The sequence below is a fragment of the Frigidibacter sp. MR17.24 genome, from assembly GCF_037095655.1.
Classification (GTDB): domain Bacteria; phylum Pseudomonadota; class Alphaproteobacteria; order Rhodobacterales; family Rhodobacteraceae; genus Frigidibacter.
In genome coordinates this window covers 485,412-504,358 of the sequence record NZ_JBAWKE010000001.1, presented here as the reverse complement: position 1 = coordinate 504,358, position 18,947 = coordinate 485,412, and the positions used below count along the sequence as shown (strand labels likewise).

The following is an 18,947-nucleotide window of genomic DNA, read 5'->3' as shown; positions in this document are numbered from 1 at the left end:
CTTCCCCCGTCACCGGCCCAACACGCCCGGCGGGGCCCGGTCTGTCAAGCGAAACGCCGGGGCGCGGGCGGTGCCGGGTGATCCGGCCGGGGGCCGCGGGTCGTAAGAGGGGCGAAGGGGAACGATCATGCGCGACGCGCTCAATCTGGTGGGGCGGCTGCTGATGGCGCTGCTGTTTCTTGGCGGCGCGGTGCAGAAGCTGGCGGATCCGGCGCCAGTGGCGGCGATGGTCCGCTCGGTCGGGGTGCCGGCGGCCGCCGTGCCCTGGATCGCGGGGTTCGACCTGCTGGCGGCACTGGGGCTGGTCCTTGGCCCGGGGGTCGCGCTCTGGGCGCTGGTCATGGCCGGCTATTGCATCGCGACGAGCTGGTTCCACTGGCAGCTGCGCGCCGATCCCTGGCAGGTGACGATCGTCGTCAAGAACTGGGCCATCGCGGGCGGGCTTCTGGTGCTGGCGGCGCAGGGCCCGGGCCGATGGGCGCTGCGGGCCGGGCGGCGGCAGGGCGGCCCCGGGGCATAGCGCCGCGGCAGGGCCCCGGATCGCCCGCGGCCGGGCGCCGCCGATCCCGCGCCTTCGTCAGCGCGCCTCAAGGACGAGGTCGCGCAGGTCGGGATGCGCCACTGCCCTGCCCGGCGGGGTCGTCGCCGATGGGGCGGCGGCGGGTCGCCTGCGCGGGCGCGCGTCAGGCGGGGCGTCGGGTGATCGCGGCGCCTGTCCGGGCCGGGGCTTTCGCCGCCGCCCCCGACGGCGTCGCGAGGATCTCGGCGAAGGGCAGGCCCATCCGCGCTTCGGCCCGCAAGATGACCTCGGCGGCCGCGCGGGCGTCCTCGCCCGCGTCGTGGTGGCGGAATTCCAGCCCCAGCGCGGCCTTCAGGTGACCCAGCCCGTGGCCGCCGTTGCCCTTGAACTCGGGCCAGGCGCGGCGCGCGACCAGCACGCTGTCGTGCCACTTCAGCGCGGCGGGAGGCCGGCCGCAGGCCTCGGTCGCGCGGCGGATCGCGCGGCCGTCGAAGGCGCTGTGCTGGACAAGCATGTGACGCGCGAGAAACGCCCCGGCCGCATCGAGGAAGGCCGAGAACAGCGGCCGGCCCGCCACGTGTTCGGGGCGGATGCCGTGGATCTGGACGTTCATCGGCGCGAAGTCGCAGCACGGGTCGATGAGCAGGGTCACGACCTCTTCCACGCCGCGGGCGCCGACGCAGGCCATGCCGATCTGGCAGATGCTGCCGGCATCCGGGTTCGCGGTTTCGACATCGATCGCGATGAAGCGGTAGACGTTGGTGAGGATGGCCTGCAGCTCGGGTACGGCGGTCGGCGCGCAGAGGCCGGCGGAAGACTGTCTTGTCATGGTCGGTCCTTGTCGCGGTCCCAAAGCTCTCGCGCCAGTGTCGAGCGCCCCGGCGCCGGAGTGTCAACCGCCCGGGGCGGCGCCCGGGGCGGATCGCCGGCCGGCGGTGACGCATTTGCACGGCCGCGCGGGGCCTTCGCCCCGGGGCGAACGCGGCCCCGGGTGCGGGCCGTGGCGGGCTGGTGCCGGTCCCGGGCCCGAGGCAGGGTCCGCCGTCCGCCGGGCCGGCCCGGCGTGCAGCCGTCATCTTGCGCGCTCCGGTCGGCGTGAGGGCCGCGCCGCAGGAACGCGTCCGGTGGCGATTCGCCGCCGGGCCGCCCTCTTTGACCAGCAGCGCGCTCGCGCCGGCATGGCAGCCGACAGGAGGCAGCGACGGCACCGGGGCCGGCCGCGTCTCGCCCGCGCTGATGTCCGGGCCCCGGACCCGCCTCGGCCGGCGGGCGACGGCCTCGAACGTCGCGCGCGACCGGGACGTGACGGTGATCCTCGCGGCGCAGGGTCCGGCCGGGTGCCGATCATCCATGGCCGGGCCGGCATGGCGCGGGATCGTCTGAAGGTACGGCAGGCCCTGCGGCCAAGCGCGCAAACCCTGCACTGACGCGCTCGACGCTCCACCATCTCGCCGAGAGGGGTGTTGGCGGCGCGGGTGCGGGCGCTGCGCCGCTCGCGCGTCCTCACAGGGATGGTCCCATGGTCGACCCAGCGTCATCCCCGGATCTGGCAGGAGACAGCGCTGTCTCCGGGCCGGATCCGGAAGGGCTCGCCGTTAATCGCGACCGACCGGAGTCGGCTGACGCCCATCAAGCGGCACGGGGCGCGGGCCCATCGCCATGGCATCGGCGCGCGCTGGATCTCGGCCGGCACCGCTGGCCGGCGATGAACACCGACGTCGTGTCGGGGGGGGGGGCGTCGCCGACGACGGCCGTGTCCCGCCCCGGACCGTCTGCACGGCGCGGGTGACATTCGGCAGTCGAAGAGACCGGCGCCCTGACCGGGAACGGCCGGGCGACGGGCGTGCAGACGGCGTTCATCTGCGATGCGATCATGCTCTGCACCGGGCTGTGGTGGTGCGAGGGAGGCGCGAGGTGGGGTGCCGGCCTTGGCCTGCGCGCATGTCTGACGGCTGACGAAGCCGATCGACGGGATCGTCGGTACCGCGCCGAGACTGTCGGACCACGACAGCCACCTCCGGATCCGCGACGACAGCGGCGGGCTGGTTCGAGCCGATCGCCGCGGGGCCACGCCGTCGTGTCGGACATGCCCGGGCGCGATCTCGTCCCCTCGGGACCGCGCCGCGCCACCGGTTCGGGCCGCGGCCATGACCCCTCCGGGGCGTCAACCGCGTGGCCGACCGCGCCATGCGGCAGCCGTTCGATCCGACCCATGGGCTGGCGGGCGAGCCGAAGACCGGCCAAAGGACGGCCATGTGCCGCCGGCTCCGCCCGTCAGCACGACCGAAAGCGTGCTCGATCAGATCGCCGACCGGCCCGACCCTGCCGTGACCGGGGTGCCGGCTGCCGTCGGCCGAGGCGCGCACGGACGGGCCGGCAAAGAGGACGAAGACCCTCATGGCCTGCGAAGCGGGTGAGCGACGACACCCCGGACAGCGGAGGAATCTGGGCGCCTCGCCTCGGGCGCGGTCGGCGGCGTGGCTGCCCCTGCAGGGCTGCCGCAGGCGGCCTGGGGGACGGGATCGGCGCGCGGCACGGGACGGGCGCGGCGGTCATCGGCGGCACGACCATCGTCGGGCGCCCTCTGGTGAGGATCGCGCTCGCCGCCGCCGGGGTGCCGGGGCTGAAGCACGGCGCTTGGCTGCGATCGGACGGATCGACCACGGCATGAAGCGCGTGACCGCGCCCGGGGGCGACCGGTGCGTCATCGGTGAGGTGGCCCCTCCGCGCCGCCGCCGGCGTCGGGCCGATCACCATCGCCTGCTGGCCCGGGCGTCGGCTGTCGGCCGGACCCGGGCGGTCAGGGACAGGCCGCACGCAGGGCATCGACATCCGGGCAGCCGATCGGATCGCGCGAGGATCTGCGCCTGACAAGGCAAGGGGGACAGCCTTCCGGGGCGAGCCCTCGGGCCACCGCGCGTGGCCTGCGCCCGGCCGCTGACGCCCCGCGGCGCCCTGATGTTCGACGCGGTGAGCGCCGCGCCCGCGTCCGGGAGGGCGTCGGTCCCGACGCCGATCAAGGCGGGACCTTCCTCCCCGTCACCCTTGCCCGCGGGATCGTCAACCGGGTCGCCGTCAGTGACCGCGGCCCCGGGCCGAGGCCGCGGCAGGCCGCAGGACCCGTGTCATCAGCCAGCGCCTTCCGGGTCGGGGGGCGCTGCGGAGGCGTTCCCCGGGTCCGGAGCCCTGCGGCAGCATGATCGCGGCCTCGAAAGGCGCGCGGAGGGGCGACGTCGGTGCCGGCGCGGGTCGGGCCGGGGATGTGGCCGCCGTTCGCCTGCGCCCGGTCGCGGCAGGGCGCGCGGCGCAGGACGGGGTGACGGATAGCGGAGGGCAAGGGCGCCGCGACCCCGAACACCACCGGCCCCTCGCCGCGGAGGATGACCAGCGGTTTCATCGAGGCCCCGCGAGGCGGGCCGCCGGGACCGGGGGCGAGACCTCGGGCGATGCGGCCCGCCCCTCTCCCCGCGGTGCCGCGCCGGGCCCCGGGCGCCGCGGCGCCCGGGTCGCGCTCGCCAGACGCGCCGTGCTGGGGTATGGCGGGATGCCCGCGCCCGTCGCCTCGTGGCGCGGCACCGGACCCGGGGGGAGCCATGTCGCAGAAATTCGGAGACCTCGACTGGTTCCCCGACACGCGGGCGCTGCGCTATTTCGTGGCCGTGGCCGAGGAGAAGAGCATCACCAAGGCCGCGGCCCGGGTGCGCATCGCCCAGCCCGCGATCAGCCGCCAGATCGCCTGGCTGGAACAGGAGCTGGGCACGCCGCTGTTCCTGCGGCTGGCGCGGGGGGTCGAGCTGACCGAGGCGGGCGAGATCCTGCTCGACCGCTGCTACGAGGTGTTCTCGACCCTCGCGCAGGGCTACCGCGAGATCACGGCGCATTCGGCCTCGCCCAAGGGCACGGTCATCGTCGGCATGCCGCCGACGCCGGGCGAATTCATCCTGCCGCCGCTGCTCGCGCGGATCCGCGACCGCTATCCCGAGATCGAGCTGCGCTTCGTCGAGGGCTTCAGCCGCGAGCTGGAGAAGGCGCTGATCCGCGGCGACATCGCGCTGGCGGTGATGCACGACCCGCCCGAGCGTAGCGACATCCTCGGGCGCGAGCTGCTGGTGGAACACCTGCACCTGGTCGGGCCGCCGGGCAGCCTGCTGCAGGACCGCTACCGGCTGGAGGAGCTGGCGGGCCTGCCGCTTATCATGCCCTCGCGGCCGAACTACCTGCGCATCATCTTCGACCGGGCCTGCGACGAACGCGGGCTGGAGCCGCAGGTCGTGCAGCGGGTGGACGGGATGTGGCACCTGAAGGCGCTGGTGCGCGCGGGCCAGGGCTTCACCGTGCTGACCTATGGCGCGGTGCTGACCGAGGCGGCGGCCGGCACGCTGGAGGCGCGCCCGGTGGTCGAGCCGCAGATCGGCTGGCGGCTGTGCATCGCCACCCGGGCCGAACAGAAGCGCAAGGTCGCCATCACCATCGTCGAGGACGCGATCTTCGACATCGTCACCGATTTCGTGCGCCGCGGACTGTGGCGCTGAGATCCATGCCGTGCAGGCATGGGATCATAGAAACATGATATTTGCAACATGGGCCGCGGGCGGGGAAGGTAGGCCCTGACGTTCGGGAGGAGCCGGGCGGACGGAGGAGGAAGACCCATGAACTGGACGACGCTGTCGGCCATGGCGGTTGCCATGAGCCTGCCCGTGACCCTTGCCGCCACCACGGCGCAGGCGGACACCTACCGCTACATCACCTACAAGCCCGAAGGTGCCAACGACGCGCATGCCCGGTCGCTGAAATGGCTGGTCGAGGAATTCGCCAAGCGCACCGGCGGCAAGCACAAGATCGAGGTCTTCTGGGGCGGTTCGGTCGCCGCGGTGGGCGAGACGCCCGACGCGCTGGCCAACGGCGTCGGCGACATGGGCGACATCGTCACCCCCTATTTCCCCGACCAGTTCCCGCTGAACAACGCCGTCGGATTCTTCATCCCGCAGCCGCTCGACAGCCGCGAGGTCGGCGAGGCGATGGTCGACTGGCACGCCACCTATCCCCAGTTCGACGACGAGCTGAAAAGCCAGAACCTGCACGCCTTCGCGTTCCGCCCGCTCGAGAGCTACGGGATGCTGTGCAAGCAGCCGATCGCGTCGATGGCCGATCTCAAGGGCAAGCGGATCCGGTCCTACGGCTTCGCCTATCCGGCGCTGATCGAGGCGATGGGCGCGACGCCGGTGTCGATCACCACCTCGGACACCTACGAGGCGCTGGAACGCTCGATCGTCGACTGCGCCCCGATCGGCCCGGCGCTGGCGCGCGGATTCAAGTACGACGAGGTGGCGAAATACTATTCCGAAGTGCCCTTCGGCGCCTCGTTCGGCCACATCCTGGCGATGAACCTCGACAGCTACATGGGGCTCGACGACGAGACGCGCGCCGTGATCGACCAGCTGGGCCATGACTACATGGAGGAATACGCCGCCATGCTGGAGCAGGACGAGACGACGGTGCGCGAGGCCTGGAAGGGCGATCTGGGCGTCACGGTCGCCGAGTTCCCCGCCGACGAGCTGGCGCCGCTGATCGAGGACCCGGGCGTGCAGGCGGTGCGCGCCGAATGGCAGGCCAAGGCCGAGGCCGCGGGCCTGCCCGTCGACGAGATCGTCGCCAAGCTGCGTTTCTGACCCCTTGCGCGGATGCGCCCGGGCCGGCCGCAACGGCGGCCCGCCCGGGCGCGGACGCCGCCAGCCAGGACCCGTCTCATGAACACCCTCACGCAGGTCCGGGCCGGTTTCGGCCGGTTCCTCACCCTTTGCGGCTGGATCGCCGGCGCGGTGACCTTCGCGGTCATGTGCCTGACGCTGGCCAATGTCGTCAGCCGCTACGGCCTGTCGCGTCCGATCGCGGGCTCGCTCGAGCTGACCGAGGCGGCGCTGCCGCTGATCATCTTCCTGTCGCTGGCGCTGACGCAGTTCCATGGCGGGCACATCCGCGTGACGCTGCTGACCGACCGGCTGCCGGCGGGCGCCGCCCGCGCGGCGCAGGTGCTGGCGCTGCTGGCGGGGGCGCTGCTGTTTGCCTGGGCGGCCTGGGCCGGCTGGCTGTCGGCGCTGAAATCGCTGGCCATCGGCGAGATGGAGCGCGGCTCGATCCGGTTCCCGGTCTGGCCGATCAAGTTCGCCGTCTGCTTCGGCATGGCGCTGCTGACGGTGCAGTTCCTGATCGACGCCGTCTGCACCGCCGCCGGCCTCACCCCGCATCACGACCACGGCCTCGAGGCGCCCGACCTCGAGCCGCCCGCCCTGGAGACCCGCCAATGAGCAGCATCGTCATCGGACTGATCGGCACCGGCTGCCTGTTTGCCGGCATCCTCGCGGGCATCAACGTGATGGTGGTGCTGGGGCTGGTCGGCGCCTTCGGGCTGGCCTCGCTGGTGGGGTTCAAGGCGGCGACGGCGCTGCTGTCGACCGTGTTCTTCGAGACCACGAATTCCTTCCACTTCTCGGTGATCCCGCTGTTCCTGCTGATGGGCTTCTTCGCGATGCGCGCGGGCCTTGGCGAGGACCTGTTCGAGGCGACGACCCGCTGGATGGGCAACCTGCGCGGCGGGCTCGCCATCTCGACCACGATGGGGGCGGCGGCCTTCGGCGCGGCCTCGGGTTCGTCGGTCGGGACGGCCACGGTCTTCACCAAGCTCGCGCTGCCGCAGATGCTGGAGCGCGGCTATGACAAAAGCCTCGCCTCGGCCTCGATCGCCATCGCGGGGACGCTGGCGGTGATGATCCCGCCCTCGGCGCTGGTCGTGGTCTACGGCATCCTGACCGACAGCTCGATCGGGGCGCTGCTGATCGCGGGCTTCATCCCCGGCATCGTCTTCGCCGCGATGCTCTGCCTCGCGATCTGGCTGACGGTGCTGCGCCGGCCGGAACTCGCCCCCGTCGACACCACCCGCTACACGCTGCGCGAGAAGATGGCGGCGCTGCGGCTGGCGGGGCCGCTGGTGCTGATCATCTTCTGCATCGTCGCGGGGCTTTACGTCGGCATCTTCACCCCGACCGAGGCCGGCGGCGTCGGCGCGGGCCTGACCTTCCTGCTGGCGATCCTGCGACATCGCGGCATCGCCGGGGTCCGGCTGGGCGAGACGCTGCTCGAGACGATCCGCACCACGGCGATGATCTTCGGCATCCTGATCTCGGCGCTGCTCTTCTCGAAGTTCCTCGCGCTGTCGGGGCTGGCCAACGCGGTCGGCGGCTATCTCACCGGGCTCGACGTCGCGCCCTGGATGATCGTGGTGCTGGTGTCGCTGATCTATCTGGCGCTGGGGATGATGATGGATGCGCCCGCGCTTCTGGCCATCACCCTGCCGATCACCCACCCGGTGATGATGGACCTGGGCTACGACCCGATCTGGTTCGGCGTCTTCGTGGTGCTGCTGGTCGAGATCGGCGCCGTCACGCCCCCCGTCGGGATCAACTGCTTCGTCGTGCAGGCGGCTTCGGGCGGGCGGGTCCGGCTCGAGGACGTGTTCAAGGGGCTGGTGCCCTTCGTCCTGGCCGGCTTCGCGATGCTGGTGATCCTCTATCTCTTCCCGCAGCTCGCGCTGTTCCTGCCTTCGAGGATGTGACCCAATGACGGACCTGATGACGCTCTGGCGCGATCCCGCGGTCGCGGTGGAGCTGCGCACCACCCTGACCTCTCCCTTCGGCCGCAAGGTCCGCATCGCGGCCGAGGTGCTGGATCTGGCCCCGCGGATCTGCATCCGCGCCGCCGACACGCTCGACCCCGGCGACGACCTGCGCCGGCAGAACCCGCTGGGCAAGATGCCCTGCCTGATGCTGGGGACCGAGGCCTTCTACGACAGCGGCGTCATCCTCGAGATGTTCGACCGCATCGCCGGCGGCGACCGGCTGCTGCCCTCGGGCCGCGCGGGGCTTGACCGGGCGCGGGTGCTGACCGCGGCGCGGCTGGCGGACGGCATCGCCGAGGCCGCGCTGCTGATGGTCTACGAGGGGCGCTTCCGCGAGCCGGGCCAGATCTCCGAGCGCTGGCTCGAGCACCAGCGCGGCAAGGTGCTGCGCGGTCTGGCGGTCTTCGAGGCCGCGCCCCCCGCCCCCGACCGCGCGGGGCTGGTCCAGATCGGGCTGGCCTGCGCGCTGGGCTATCTCGACTGGCGCCGGCCCGTCGACTGGCGCGACGGCCACCCGGGCCTCGTGCGCTGGCTCGCGGCCTTCGCCGCCGCCGTTCCCGCCTTTGGCGCCACCGAAAGGATCCCCGCATGACCGGCCCCAGAAACGGCCCCAGACCCTGGCCCCCGCAACGCCTCGCCGCCCCCGACCCCGCGGGCTATTCCGACCGCCAGCAGCAGATCCACGACCAGATCGCGCAGGGCCCCCGCGGCGGCGTGCGCGGCCCGCTGGCGGTCTGGCTGCACCGGGCGGAGCTGGCCGCGAAGGCGCAGGACCTCGGGCGCTACTGCCGCTATGACTCGAGCCTCGACCAGCGGCTGTCGGAACTGGCGATCCTCGTCACCGGCCGGGTCTTCGGGTCCGAATACGAATGGCAGGTCCACCGTGGCCATGCCCTGAAGGCCGGGCTCGACCCCGGGATCATCGAGGCGATCCGGCTGAACCGCCGCCCCGACTTCGCCGACCCCGAGGCCGAGGTCGTCCATGACGTCGCCCGCGCCGCGCACGAGACGCGCGACGTCGACGACGCGCTTTATGCCCGGGCCGTCGCCGTGCTGGGCGAGGCGCGGATGGTCGATCTGGTGGGGTTGCTGGGCTATTACACGCTGATCTCGCTGACCATCAACATCTTCCGGGTGCCGCCCCTCGGCGAGGGCGAACGGGAGCTGTCGGATGACTGACCAGCCCCTGACCTGGCACCCGTCGCCGCGGATGACCGCCGTCACCCTGCCCCGCGGCGCCACCGACTGCCATTGCCACGTCTTCGGCCCGCAGGCGGTCTTCCCCTATGCGGCCTCCAGCGGCTTCAAGCCCGCCGATGCCCCGAAAGAGGCGCTGTTCGCCCTGCACGACCGCATGGGGATCGAGCGCTGCGTGATCGTGCAGTCGGGCTGCCACGGCTTCGACAACAGCGTCGTCGCCGATGCGATCGCGGCCCGGCCCGGGCGCTATCTCGGCATCGCGCTCGCCCCGCCCGACATCGCGACGGAGGCGCTGCGCCGGCTTGACGCGCAGGGCTTCCGCGGCCTGCGCTTCAACTACATGAGCCATCTCGCCCCCGGGGCCGACGGCGCGGCGCTGCGGGCGCTGGCACCGCGGCTGGCCGATCTGGGCTGGCACCTGCAGCTGCACATGGAGGCCGGGCTGATCGAGGCGATGACGCCCGACCTCGTCGACCTGCCGGTGCCGGTGGTCATCGACCACATCGGGCGGATCGACGCCTCGCAGGGGCGCGACCAGCCCGAGTTCGAGGCGCTGCTGCGGCTGCTCGACCACGATCACCTGTGGTGCAAGGTCTCGGGCAGCGAACGCGCCTCGCGCGCCGAGCCGCCCTATGACGATGCCGTGCCCTTCGCGCGCGAGGTCGTCGAGCGCCATCCCGACCGGGTGGTCTGGGGCACCGACTGGCCGCATCCGAACTATCGCGCCGCGCCGCCCGACGATGGCGACCTCTTCGACCTGCTGCCGCGGATCGCGCCCGGGCCGGGCCAGCTGCAGGCGCTGATGGTCGACAACCCCGCCCGCCTCTACGGCTTCAAGGAGACCGCATGATGCCCGACACCTCCCAAGGCGGCCGGCTTGCCGGCAAGGTCGCGATCATCACCGGCGCGGGCTGCGTCGGCCCCGGCTGGGGCAACGGCCGCGCCGCCTGCGTCCGCTTCGCGCAGGAAGGCGCGAAGGTCTTCGCCGTCGACCTCAGGGCCGAGACCATGGCCGAGACGCTGGAGCGCACCCGCGCCGCCGGCGGCGAGGTCGAGCCGCATCTGTGCGACGTGACCGACGCGGCCGCGGTCGCGGCGATGGTCGCGGCCTGCGTCGCCCGCTTCGGCCGCGTCGACATCCTTGTCAACAACGTCGGCGGATCGGCGAAGGGCGGCGCGGTCGACCTCAGCGAGGCCGACTGGGACCGGCAGATGGACTTCAACCTCAAGAGCGTGTTCCTGACCTGCAAGTCGGTGCTGCCGCAGATGGTGGCGCAGGGCGCGGGCGCGATCGTCAACACCTCGTCGACCTCGGGCACGCGCTGGACCGGGGCGGCGCAGGTGGCCTATGCCTCGTCGAAGGCGGCGATCCTGCAGTTCTCGAAGGTGACCGCGGTCGAATTCGCGCCGCGCGGCATCCGGGTCAACACGGTGGTGCCGGGCCAGCTGCACACGCCGATGGTCGAGACGCGGCTGGCCGGCCAGCGCGCGGGCGGCGATGTCGAGGCGCTGCTGGCCACGCGGGTGGCGCGGATCCCGATGGGCTGGATGGGCGACGGGCGCGACACGGCGAACGCGGCGCTGTTCCTCGCCTCGGACGAGGCGCGCTTCGTCACCGGCACCGAGATCGTCGTCGACGGCGGCATGAGCGCGCGCTGCGACTGAGGAGGGCCACCACCATGGCACGTCCCTTCGAAGGCCTGCGGGTGATCGACGCCACCCATGTGCTGGCCGGGCCCTTCGCCGCCTACCAGATGGCGGCGCTGGGGGCCGAGGTGATCCGGGTCGAACGGCCCGACGATCCCGACCAGTCGCGCCTGCAGGGCACCGACCCCGCGCTGAACGCCGCGCGGATGGGCACGGCCTATCTGGCGCAGGGCTCGGGCAAGCGGTCGGTGGCGCTGGACCTCAAGCACCCCGCGGCGCAGGCGGTGATGCGCCGGCTGGTGGCGGGCGCGGATGTCTTCGTGCAGAACTTCCGCCCCGGCGCGCTCGACGCGCTGGGGCTGGGCCATGCGGCGATGGCCGCGCTGAACCCGCGGCTGGTCTACTGCTCGATCTCGGCCTACGGCCAGACCGGGCCGCGCGCCGCCGAGACCGGCTATGACAACGTCTTTCAGGCGACCTCGGGGCTGATGGCGATGACGGGCACCGACGCCAGCGGCCCGCTGCGCGCCGGGGCGCCGGTGGTCGACTATGCCACCGGCTACATGGCGGCCTTCGCGATCTCGGCCGCGCTCTTGCGCCGCGCGACCGAGGGCGTGGGCGCGCATGTCGACCTGTCGATGTTCGAGGCGGCGCTGATGCTGATGTCGGCGCCGATCGCCGGGCTGACGGTCGGCGGGCAGGCCCCGGGGCCGCAGGGCAACCGCTTCCCCTCGGCCTGCCTTGGCACCTACGCGGCCCGCGACGGCCTGCTGATGATCGGCGCCTCGAACCTGCGCCAGCAGCGCAGGCTGTGGGCGGCGCTTGGCCGGCCGGACATGGTGCGCGAGAGTTTCGACGCGGGCCGCGAGAGCCATGCCGAGGATGCGGCGGCGCTGGCGGCGATCTTCGCCACCGGCGACTGCGCGCGGTGGGAGACGCTGCTGCGCCACCACCGCGTGCCCGCCGCCCGCGTCCGCACCCTGCCCGAGGCGCTGGCGGATCCGCAGCTGGCGGCGCGCGGGCTTTTGCAGCAGCCGGGCACGCTGCCGGGGTCGGAGGTGCCGCTCACCCTGCCGGTGGCGCCGTTCCGGATCTCGGGCGGCGGCGATCCGGTCATCGACCGCCCGCCGCCCGCGCTGGGCGCGGATACCGACGCGGTGCTGCGCGACATGGGCTTCGGCCCCGCAGAGATCGCCGATCTTCGCCGGTCAGGGGCGATCGCGCCGGGCGACTGATCCCGTCGCGCCCCCCCCCCGGCCACCGGCCGCCCGGGAACCTTCGGGGCCCCCCGGGAGCTGTCGCCGGCCTCAGCCGGCGTAGTCCGCGTCCGAGACCTTTTCCAGCCAGGTCACCGGCGTGCCGTCGATGCTCTCCTGCACCGCGATGTGCGACATCGCGGTTTCGGGCGCGGCGCCGTGCCAGTGCTTCTCGTCGGCGGGGAAGAAGACCACGTCGCCCGCCGAGACCTCCTCGACCGGGCCGCCCTCGCGCTGGACCCGGCCGCGGCCGAAGGTGATGATGATGGTCTGCCCCGCCGGGTGGGTGTGCCAGGCCGTGCGGGCGCCGGGCTCGAAGGTGACATGGGCGCCGCTGGTGCGGCCCGGGGCCTCGGCTTGGAACAGCGGGTCGATCCGCACGGTTCCGGTGAAATAGTCCGCGGGGCCCGGGGCCGAGGGGTTGCTGCCGGCCTTGGTGATCTTCATGGGGTCTCTCCGTTTGCAGGGGCGGCGGGGCCGGAGCCGCGCCGCGGGATCTCAGTTCGCGCGGTCGGCGAAGACCTGCCGCGCGACGGGCAGGGCCGAGAACACCCTGGGCCAGCCCGCGTAGAAGGCAAGGTGCGACAGCATCGCCCCCGCCTCTGCCTGGGTCAGCCCGTTGTCCATGGCCCGGTTCAGGTGGAAGGTCATCTGCTCTGGCTGGCCTGCCGCGATCAGCGCGGCGACCGTGACCAGGCTGCGGTCGCGCGGGGCGAGGTCCGGGCGCAGCCAGAGGTCGTTGAACAGCAGTTCGCGCGTGGTGGCGACGACGCCGGGGCTGACCTCGGCGAAGTTGGTCTGGACGGTCGCTTCCCGCGCGGCCTCGGCCTCGGCGTCCTGAGGCAGCCGTTCGGGATCGAGGGGCGGCAGGTCCTGTGCGCGCACGCCATGCGCGGCGAAGACCGGGGCCATGGCCTCGGCCGCCGCCGTGGCATTGCCCCAGCCGGTGTAGAAGGCCAGGTGGGTGACGGTCTCCGACAGCTCCGCCGGGGTCACGCCCGCGTCGACCGCCAGCGCGACATGGCGGCCGAGCGCATCCGTCTCGTGGCGCGTGATCAGTGCCGCGACGGTGACCAGCGCCCGGTCGCGCATCGACAGCGTCCCGTCGGTCCAGACGGTGCCGAAAAGGTCCCGGGTCGCGTAGTCGGCAAGGGCCGGCGCGACGGCGGTCACGGCGTCCGGCAGGGTGCGCGACAGGTCCTGCGCCGGGGCGGCGGTGCCGGCAAGGGCGATGGCTGAGGCAAGGATCTGGGGTTTCACCTTGGGCTCCTGACTGTTCGGGGTGTCTGGGATGCGCGGGGGCCGGCGGGTCCGGCCCCCGGTGGGCGTCTCCGCTCAGCCTGCGTAATCCGCGTCGGAGACCGGCGCGCCCCAGGTCACGGCGCTGCCGTCTTCGGCCGCCTGGATCGCGTAATGGGTGACCGGGGTCGCCCCGGTCGCGCCGTGCCAGTGGTTCACACCCGCCGGCGCGAAGACGACATCGCCGGGGCGCATCACCCGCTTCGGCTGACCCTCCTCCTGGTACCAGCCGGTTCCGGCGGTCACGATCAGGTACTGGCCGACGGGATGGGTGTGCCAGGCCGAGCGTGCGCCGGGCAGGAAGGTGACCTCGCCCGCGCTGACCTCGTTCATCCCGGGGCCGAAGACCGGCGCGACGAAGACCGTGCCGGTGAAGGTTTCGGGGCTGCCGATCTGGCCGCCGCGCTCGGACGGGGTGGTCAGCGTCATCTCCTGGGCAGGTGCGGCGGATGCGGCAAGCATCAGCGCCGCCGCGAGTATGGGCGTCTTCATCCGTGTCGTCTCCGTGTTGGGCTTGTGCAAGGCGGACCCGCCCCCCGCGGTCGGGGCGCGGGTCCGCGGCGTCACGCGAGGTGGGTTTCGAAGAAGGCCTGAAGGCGGTCGAAGGGGATGACGTCCTTGCGGTCGTAGAGGTCGCAGTGATTGGCGCCCTCGATGATCACCAGTTCCTTGGGCGCGCGCGCGGCGGCATGGGCATCCTCGCTGAAATAGCGCGAATGCGCCTCGGACCCGGCGATGATCAGCGCTGGGCGCGGCGAGATCTCGTGGATGTAGCCAAGCTGGGGCATGTTCATGAAGGACATGGCCGAGGTGACGTTCCAGCCGCCGTTCGAGTTCAGCGAGCGCGGGTGATAGCCGCGATCCGTCTTGTAATAGGCATGGTACATGGCGATCACCGGGTTATCGATGCCCTCGAGCGTGTCGGGCAGACCGCCCGCCAGCTTCGGGGCCTGGTCCGAGGCCGCGTCTTCCCAGCGTTGCAGGCTCATCGCGGTCAGCGCCTCGGCGCGATCTTCCTCGGTCATCGCGTCGTCATAGCCGCGCGCCATCACCCGGCTCATGTCGTACATCGAGGTCACCGCCACGGCCTTGACCCGCTTGTCCGGCGCGGCCGCGTTCAGCGCCATGCCGCCGAAGCCGCAGATGCCGATGATGCCGATGCGATCGCGATCCACCGCCTCCTGCAGGCCAAGCGCGTCGACCGCGGCCATGAAGTCCTCGGTGTTGATGTCGGGCGAGGCGACGTAGCGCGGCGCGCCGCCGCTCTCGCCGATGTAGGAGGGATCGAAGGCGAGGGCCGCAAAGCCGCGCTCGGCCATCTCCTGGGCATAGAGACCGGCGGCCTGTTCCTTGACGGCGCCGAAGGGACCGGCGACGGCCAGGGCGGCGAGCGGCGCGGCACCGCGGTCCTTCGGCAGGTAGAGGTCGCCGACCAGCGCGATGCCGTAGCGGTTGGTGAAGCCGATCTTGCGGTGCTCGACCCGGTCGCTTTGCGGGAAGGTCTTGTCCCAGGCGTCGGTCGCCTGCGCCAGCGCCGCGTCGGCGCCCAGAGCGGCCAGCCCGAGCGCGGCGGCACCCATGCCCGCGGACAGAAGCAGGTCGCGGCGGGCGGGATCCCGGGGATCGGTGGCGGGGGACGTGTCGGTCATGTCGTGGGCTCCGGATGGGCTGCTGTGTCTGCGCCCCAATCTGACACCGGGCCGGGCGCGGATAAGGCCGTCCGGCCTTATCGCCGGCATGAACCGAATTCATGCTTCGTCGGCGCTTTTCCTTTGCGCCGCGCCTGTTGCTGCCCCACAAGACCCGCAGGCCAGAGGAGGCTGCCATCCATGGACCGTGATCTGCTTGGCGATCTGTCGACCCTGCTCGCCGTCGCCGAAGAGGGGAACTTCACCCGCGCCGGGCACCGCCTGGGCGTGTCGCAATCCGCCGTCAGCCACGCGATCCGGCGGCTCGAGGACCGGATCGGCGTGCGGCTTCTGAACCGCAGCGCCCGCAAGGTGACGCCCACCGATGCGGGCGACCAGCTTCTCGCGACGCTGCGCCCGAGCTTCCAGCTGCTCGGCAACCGGATCGAGGAGCTGCGCACGTTGGGCGAGCGTCCCTCGGGCCTCGTGCGGGTGACCTCGGGCGCGCCGGCCACGCGCGACATCCTCTGGCCGGTGGTCTCGCAGCTGGTGCGCGACTATCCCGAGGTGCGCATCGAGATCAGCACCGAGGGGCGGCTGTCCGATCTGGCCGAGGACCGCTTCGATTGCGCGATCCGGCTGGGCGAGCACCTGAGCCCCGACATGATCGCGGTGCCGGTCGGGCCGCGGCTGGAGATGGCGGCGGTCGCCAGCGTCGACTACCTCGCGCGGCGCGGCACGCCGGTGCATCCCGACGCGCTGGAGGCCCACGACTGCCTTCTGATGCGGCACCGCGCCGACGGGCCGGTCTATGACTGGGAGTTCGAGATCGGCGGAGTCGAGGTGGTGAAGCGGCTGACCGGCCCCTTCATCCTCAACGATCCCGGGTTGGTGATGGAGGCGGTGCGGGCCGGTCACGGGATCGGCTACCTGCCGCTGCCGGACGTGCGGGCGGACCTTCTGACCGGGCGGGTGCGCCGGGTGCTTGCGGAGTTCTGCCCGCCCTTCGACGGCTATCACCTGTGCTACATGGGCCGGCGCAATGTCAGCTCGGCGATGCGGGTGCTGATCGACCGGCTGCGGGCGGCAGGATCATGACGCGGGCTCATGCAACCGCCGGCGTCGCCCCTTGGGTCCCGCTGTCATCCCGGGCACCCGGGCGATCCGTGGGACGGCGCGCGCCACCGGCCCGCAGGATCGGTGGCGCGCGCCCTGCCCCGGAGAGGTCGTCCGGTGTCGGGCATGGCCGGTCCCGGCGCCCCTGTCGCGGCCCAGGCCGGGGGGCGGCGGCTTTCGGGCAGGGCCCTGATCCGCCGGGCACCGCCGCTCGCCCTTCCCGCCTCGGCCGCCTCACGACCGGCGGCGCGGGGCTGCCCGCGGCCGTCGTCGCCCCGGCATCCCGCGCCGCAGGGGACGACCGCCGCCTGACGGGCCGTCCCGTATCCTCGGATCGGCGGCGACACGAAGCCGCCGGGGGTGCCGGCATCCGGCCGACCTGCCCCGGGGCCTGACCGCCGCCCGGTCCCCGTCCCCGTTGCCGTACGGCGGCGGTCTCAGCGTCTGCCGGGAAGCGCGGCCGCGAATTCCCCGAGATCCTCGGGAAGCTGCAGGCCGGGCACGACGGGGCGCAGTTCGCGGCGCAGGAAGTCGACGAACAGCCGCACCTTGGCCGAGACGTTGTGGCGCTGCGGGTAATGCGCGACGATGTCGGCGCTGTTGACATGGCGCGGCAGCAGCACCCGCAACCGCCCCGCGCGGACATGCCCGGCCACGTCCCATTCCGACCGCATCATGATCCCCTGCCCGGCCAGCACCCAGTCCACCGCGATCTCGCCATCGTTGGTCGACAGGTGCCCCGCGACGCGCACGCTGGTGCCATCCTCGAAGCGCCAGACATCATAGGCCGCCGTCTCCTGCCGCAGCACGATGCAGGCGTGCTGGGCGAGGTCGGCAAGACGGCGCGGGCTGCCGTGCCGTTCGAGATAGGCGGGCGAGGCGATCAGCATCCGGCGGTTGCGCAACAGCAGCGACGAGACGCTGTTGAGCGCCGTGGGCGTGCCGAAGCGGACCTGCAGGTCGAACCCGTCCTCGACCAGCCGCAGCGGCGCGTCCGACAGCACGATCTGCGCCTCGACCCCCGGATGCTGCGCCGCGAAGGCCGCGAGCGCGGGCGCGATGTACTTGCGCCCGAAGCTGAAGGTCGCGTTCACCCGCAGCAGGCCCTGCGGCTCGCCCCGCGCGGCCGCGATCTCCTGCTCGAGGCGGTCCATCCGCGCCACGACCTCGAGCGCGCCCAGCAGATAGGCCTCGCCCTCGCCGGTCAGCGCGATGCGGCGCGTGGTACGGTTCATCAGCCGCGCGCCCAGCCGGTCCTCGATCCGCGCCAGCCGCTTGCTGACCGCCGAGGCCGTCAGCCCGAGGTCCAGCGCCGCCTCGGCCAGGCTTCCGCGCCGGGCCAGCTTGACGAAGAAATGCATGTCGCTGTCGCCGCTCATCGGATCACTCCTTCCGCGAATTCACTAATGATGTGAATTCTTGGAAATTCAAAAACCTTAATTCACCAAATACGGTCCAGGGGCGGCTGGAGGGCCGCCCGCTCGACCGGCGGGCAGTGTCGAGCGGTGGGGAGGAGAGGCCCGCCGACCGCGCGCCCGCGCGCGGCTGTCCCCGGTGGGCCCACCGGGCCTCCCCGTCATCGGTTGCGCCAGGGGAGAGGCGCAGCCGCATCATAGGGAGGAAAGACATGACCATCACCATCCGGCTGGCGACAGCCCTGATCGGGGCGCTGGCCCTTGTGGCACCGACCGCGATGCCGGCCGCGGCGCAGGACGCCACAGCCTTCCCAGACAAGGCGATGAACTACATCATCCCCTTCGATGCCGGCGGGGAATCCGACGTCTCGGCGCGGTTCCAGCAAAGCGTCTGGGCCAAGCACACCGGCCATGACGTCGTGGTGCAGTACCAGCCCGGCGCCGGCGGCGCGCAGGCCTGGTCGCATCTGAACGACCTCGACGGCGACGGCTACACGGTGATGGGCATCAACCTGCCCCACACCGTGCTGCAGCCGATGGAGGGCAAGGTCGGCTACAAGACCGAAGACCTGACGCCGGTCTACTACTTCCACTACACGCCGAACGCGATCTTCGTGACCGCGGACAGCGAATACGAGACGCTGGCCCAGCTGATCGACTATGCCAAGGCCAACCCCGGCATGGTCACCTTCGCCGGTTCGGGCGCGAAATCGGCCAACAACCTTGGCCAGGCCCAGCTTGACGAGATGGCGGGGATCACCACGACCTACGTGCCGTTCTCGGGCACCGGCCCCTCGGTCACCGCGGTGCTGGGCAAGCAGACCGTCGCCGGCTTCAACTATGCCACCTCGGCGATGAGCCAGGGCGACGCGCTCAGGATGCTGGCCGTCGCCGCCGAGGAGCGGATGCCCGCCTTCCCCGACGTGCCCACGTTCAAGGAGCTGGGATACGACATCGTCGGGGGCGCCTATCGCGGCGTGGCGGTGCCCGCCTCGACGCCCGAGCCGCTGCGCCAGCGCATCTCGGACATCATCGGCGAGATCAACGCCGATCCCGAGTTCAAGAAGAAGATGGAGGACGGCGGCTTCGTGCTGACCGACATCGGCTACGGGGAGATGCCCGCCTTCATGCAGAAGATGACCGCCGAATATGCCGAGGGCGCCAAGGCGCTCGGCATCGGTCAGTAAGGCGGCG

Annotated in this window: 18 protein-coding genes; 12 read left to right on the top strand and 6 right to left on the bottom strand. The window is 72.3% G+C overall.

Going from position 1 to position 18,947, the window contains the following annotated elements; genetic code table 11:
• Positions 1 to 127 precede the first annotated feature (127 nt).
• Positions 128 to 520, top strand: a complete 393-nt coding sequence (locus tag V8J39_RS02390) for a DoxX family protein (protein WP_336459268.1) — start codon at positions 128 to 130, stop codon at positions 518 to 520.
• 163 nt (positions 521 to 683) lie between these two features.
• Here the strand turns inward: V8J39_RS02390 and V8J39_RS02385 are convergent, their stop codons facing one another.
• On the bottom strand, positions 684 to 1,349 hold the full coding sequence (locus tag V8J39_RS02385; protein ID WP_336459267.1) for an exonuclease domain-containing protein: 666 nt from the start codon (positions 1,347 to 1,349) through the stop codon (positions 684 to 686).
• A gap of 2,764 nt (positions 1,350 to 4,113) precedes the next feature.
• Between V8J39_RS02385 and V8J39_RS02380 the strand changes: the two genes are divergently transcribed.
• From V8J39_RS02380 to V8J39_RS02340, 9 genes are all read left to right on the top strand, one after another.
• On the top strand, positions 4,114 to 5,052 hold the full coding sequence (locus V8J39_RS02380) for a LysR family transcriptional regulator (protein WP_336459266.1): 939 nt from the start codon (positions 4,114 to 4,116) through the stop codon (positions 5,050 to 5,052).
• 117 nt (positions 5,053 to 5,169) lie between these two features.
• Complete coding sequence (locus tag V8J39_RS02375; protein WP_336459265.1) at positions 5,170 to 6,189, top strand: C4-dicarboxylate TRAP transporter substrate-binding protein; 1,020 nt, start codon at positions 5,170 to 5,172, stop codon at positions 6,187 to 6,189.
• A gap of 78 nt (positions 6,190 to 6,267) precedes the next feature.
• A complete protein-coding gene (locus V8J39_RS02370; RefSeq protein WP_336459264.1) occupies positions 6,268 to 6,825 on the top strand; it encodes a TRAP transporter small permease subunit in 558 nt (185 codons plus the stop codon).
• Positions 6,822 to 8,129, top strand: a complete 1,308-nt coding sequence (locus tag V8J39_RS02365) for a TRAP transporter large permease (RefSeq protein ID WP_336459263.1) — start codon at positions 6,822 to 6,824, stop codon at positions 8,127 to 8,129. The genes V8J39_RS02370 and V8J39_RS02365 overlap by 4 nt, the downstream gene beginning before the upstream one ends.
• A gap of 4 nt (positions 8,130 to 8,133) precedes the next feature.
• Positions 8,134 to 8,784 (top strand): glutathione S-transferase family protein, encoded by a 651-nt coding sequence (locus V8J39_RS02360; RefSeq protein WP_336459262.1) that lies wholly within the window; start codon positions 8,134 to 8,136, stop codon positions 8,782 to 8,784.
• Positions 8,781 to 9,371, top strand: coding sequence for a carboxymuconolactone decarboxylase family protein (locus tag V8J39_RS02355; RefSeq protein ID WP_336459261.1), 591 nt, complete (start codon positions 8,781 to 8,783; stop codon positions 9,369 to 9,371). Before V8J39_RS02360 ends, V8J39_RS02355 begins: the two co-directional genes overlap by 4 nt.
• Complete coding sequence (locus V8J39_RS02350; RefSeq protein WP_336459260.1) at positions 9,364 to 10,242, top strand: amidohydrolase family protein; 879 nt, start codon at positions 9,364 to 9,366, stop codon at positions 10,240 to 10,242. The genes V8J39_RS02355 and V8J39_RS02350 overlap by 8 nt, the downstream gene beginning before the upstream one ends.
• Positions 10,242 to 11,057, top strand: a complete 816-nt coding sequence (locus V8J39_RS02345; protein ID WP_336459259.1) for an SDR family NAD(P)-dependent oxidoreductase — start codon at positions 10,242 to 10,244, stop codon at positions 11,055 to 11,057. The genes V8J39_RS02350 and V8J39_RS02345 overlap by 1 nt, the downstream gene beginning before the upstream one ends.
• A gap of 14 nt (positions 11,058 to 11,071) precedes the next feature.
• Positions 11,072 to 12,274 (top strand): CaiB/BaiF CoA transferase family protein, encoded by a 1,203-nt coding sequence (locus tag V8J39_RS02340; protein ID WP_336459258.1) that lies wholly within the window; start codon positions 11,072 to 11,074, stop codon positions 12,272 to 12,274.
• A gap of 72 nt (positions 12,275 to 12,346) precedes the next feature.
• On the opposite strand, the gene V8J39_RS02335 is transcribed toward V8J39_RS02340, so the two are convergent.
• The 4 genes from V8J39_RS02335 to V8J39_RS02320 form a co-directional block, all read right to left on the bottom strand.
• Complete coding sequence (locus tag V8J39_RS02335) at positions 12,347 to 12,742, bottom strand: (R)-mandelonitrile lyase (protein WP_336459257.1); 396 nt, start codon at positions 12,740 to 12,742, stop codon at positions 12,347 to 12,349.
• Between the two features lie 51 nt (positions 12,743 to 12,793).
• Entirely contained in the window at positions 12,794 to 13,555 is a 762-nt protein-coding gene (locus V8J39_RS02330; protein WP_336459256.1) for a carboxymuconolactone decarboxylase family protein, read from the bottom strand.
• A gap of 75 nt (positions 13,556 to 13,630) precedes the next feature.
• A complete protein-coding gene (locus tag V8J39_RS02325; protein WP_336459255.1) occupies positions 13,631 to 14,086 on the bottom strand; it encodes a (R)-mandelonitrile lyase in 456 nt (151 codons plus the stop codon).
• A 71-nt stretch (positions 14,087 to 14,157) separates the two neighbouring features.
• The gene (locus tag V8J39_RS02320; RefSeq protein WP_336459254.1) at positions 14,158 to 15,243 is read right to left on the bottom strand and encodes an alpha/beta hydrolase; all 1,086 of its coding nucleotides are present in this window, start codon (positions 15,241 to 15,243) and stop codon (positions 14,158 to 14,160) included.
• 180 nt (positions 15,244 to 15,423) lie between these two features.
• On the opposite strand from V8J39_RS02320, the gene V8J39_RS02315 reads away from it, so the two are divergent.
• On the top strand, positions 15,424 to 16,320 hold the full coding sequence (locus tag V8J39_RS02315) for a LysR family transcriptional regulator (RefSeq protein WP_336459253.1): 897 nt from the start codon (positions 15,424 to 15,426) through the stop codon (positions 16,318 to 16,320).
• Between the two features lie 455 nt (positions 16,321 to 16,775).
• Here V8J39_RS02315 and V8J39_RS02310 read toward each other — a convergent pair whose 3' ends face one another.
• Positions 16,776 to 17,717 carry a LysR family transcriptional regulator gene (locus tag V8J39_RS02310; protein WP_336459252.1) on the bottom strand — a complete coding sequence of 314 codons (942 nt, stop codon included), beginning with the start codon at positions 17,715 to 17,717 and terminating at the stop codon, positions 16,776 to 16,778.
• Between the two features lie 248 nt (positions 17,718 to 17,965).
• On the opposite strand from V8J39_RS02310, the gene V8J39_RS02305 reads away from it, so the two are divergent.
• Positions 17,966 to 18,940: a Bug family tripartite tricarboxylate transporter substrate binding protein gene (locus V8J39_RS02305; protein WP_336459251.1), complete on the top strand. Its 975-nt coding sequence runs from the start codon at positions 17,966 to 17,968 to the stop codon at positions 18,938 to 18,940.
• Positions 18,941 to 18,947: the final 7 nt, after the last annotated feature.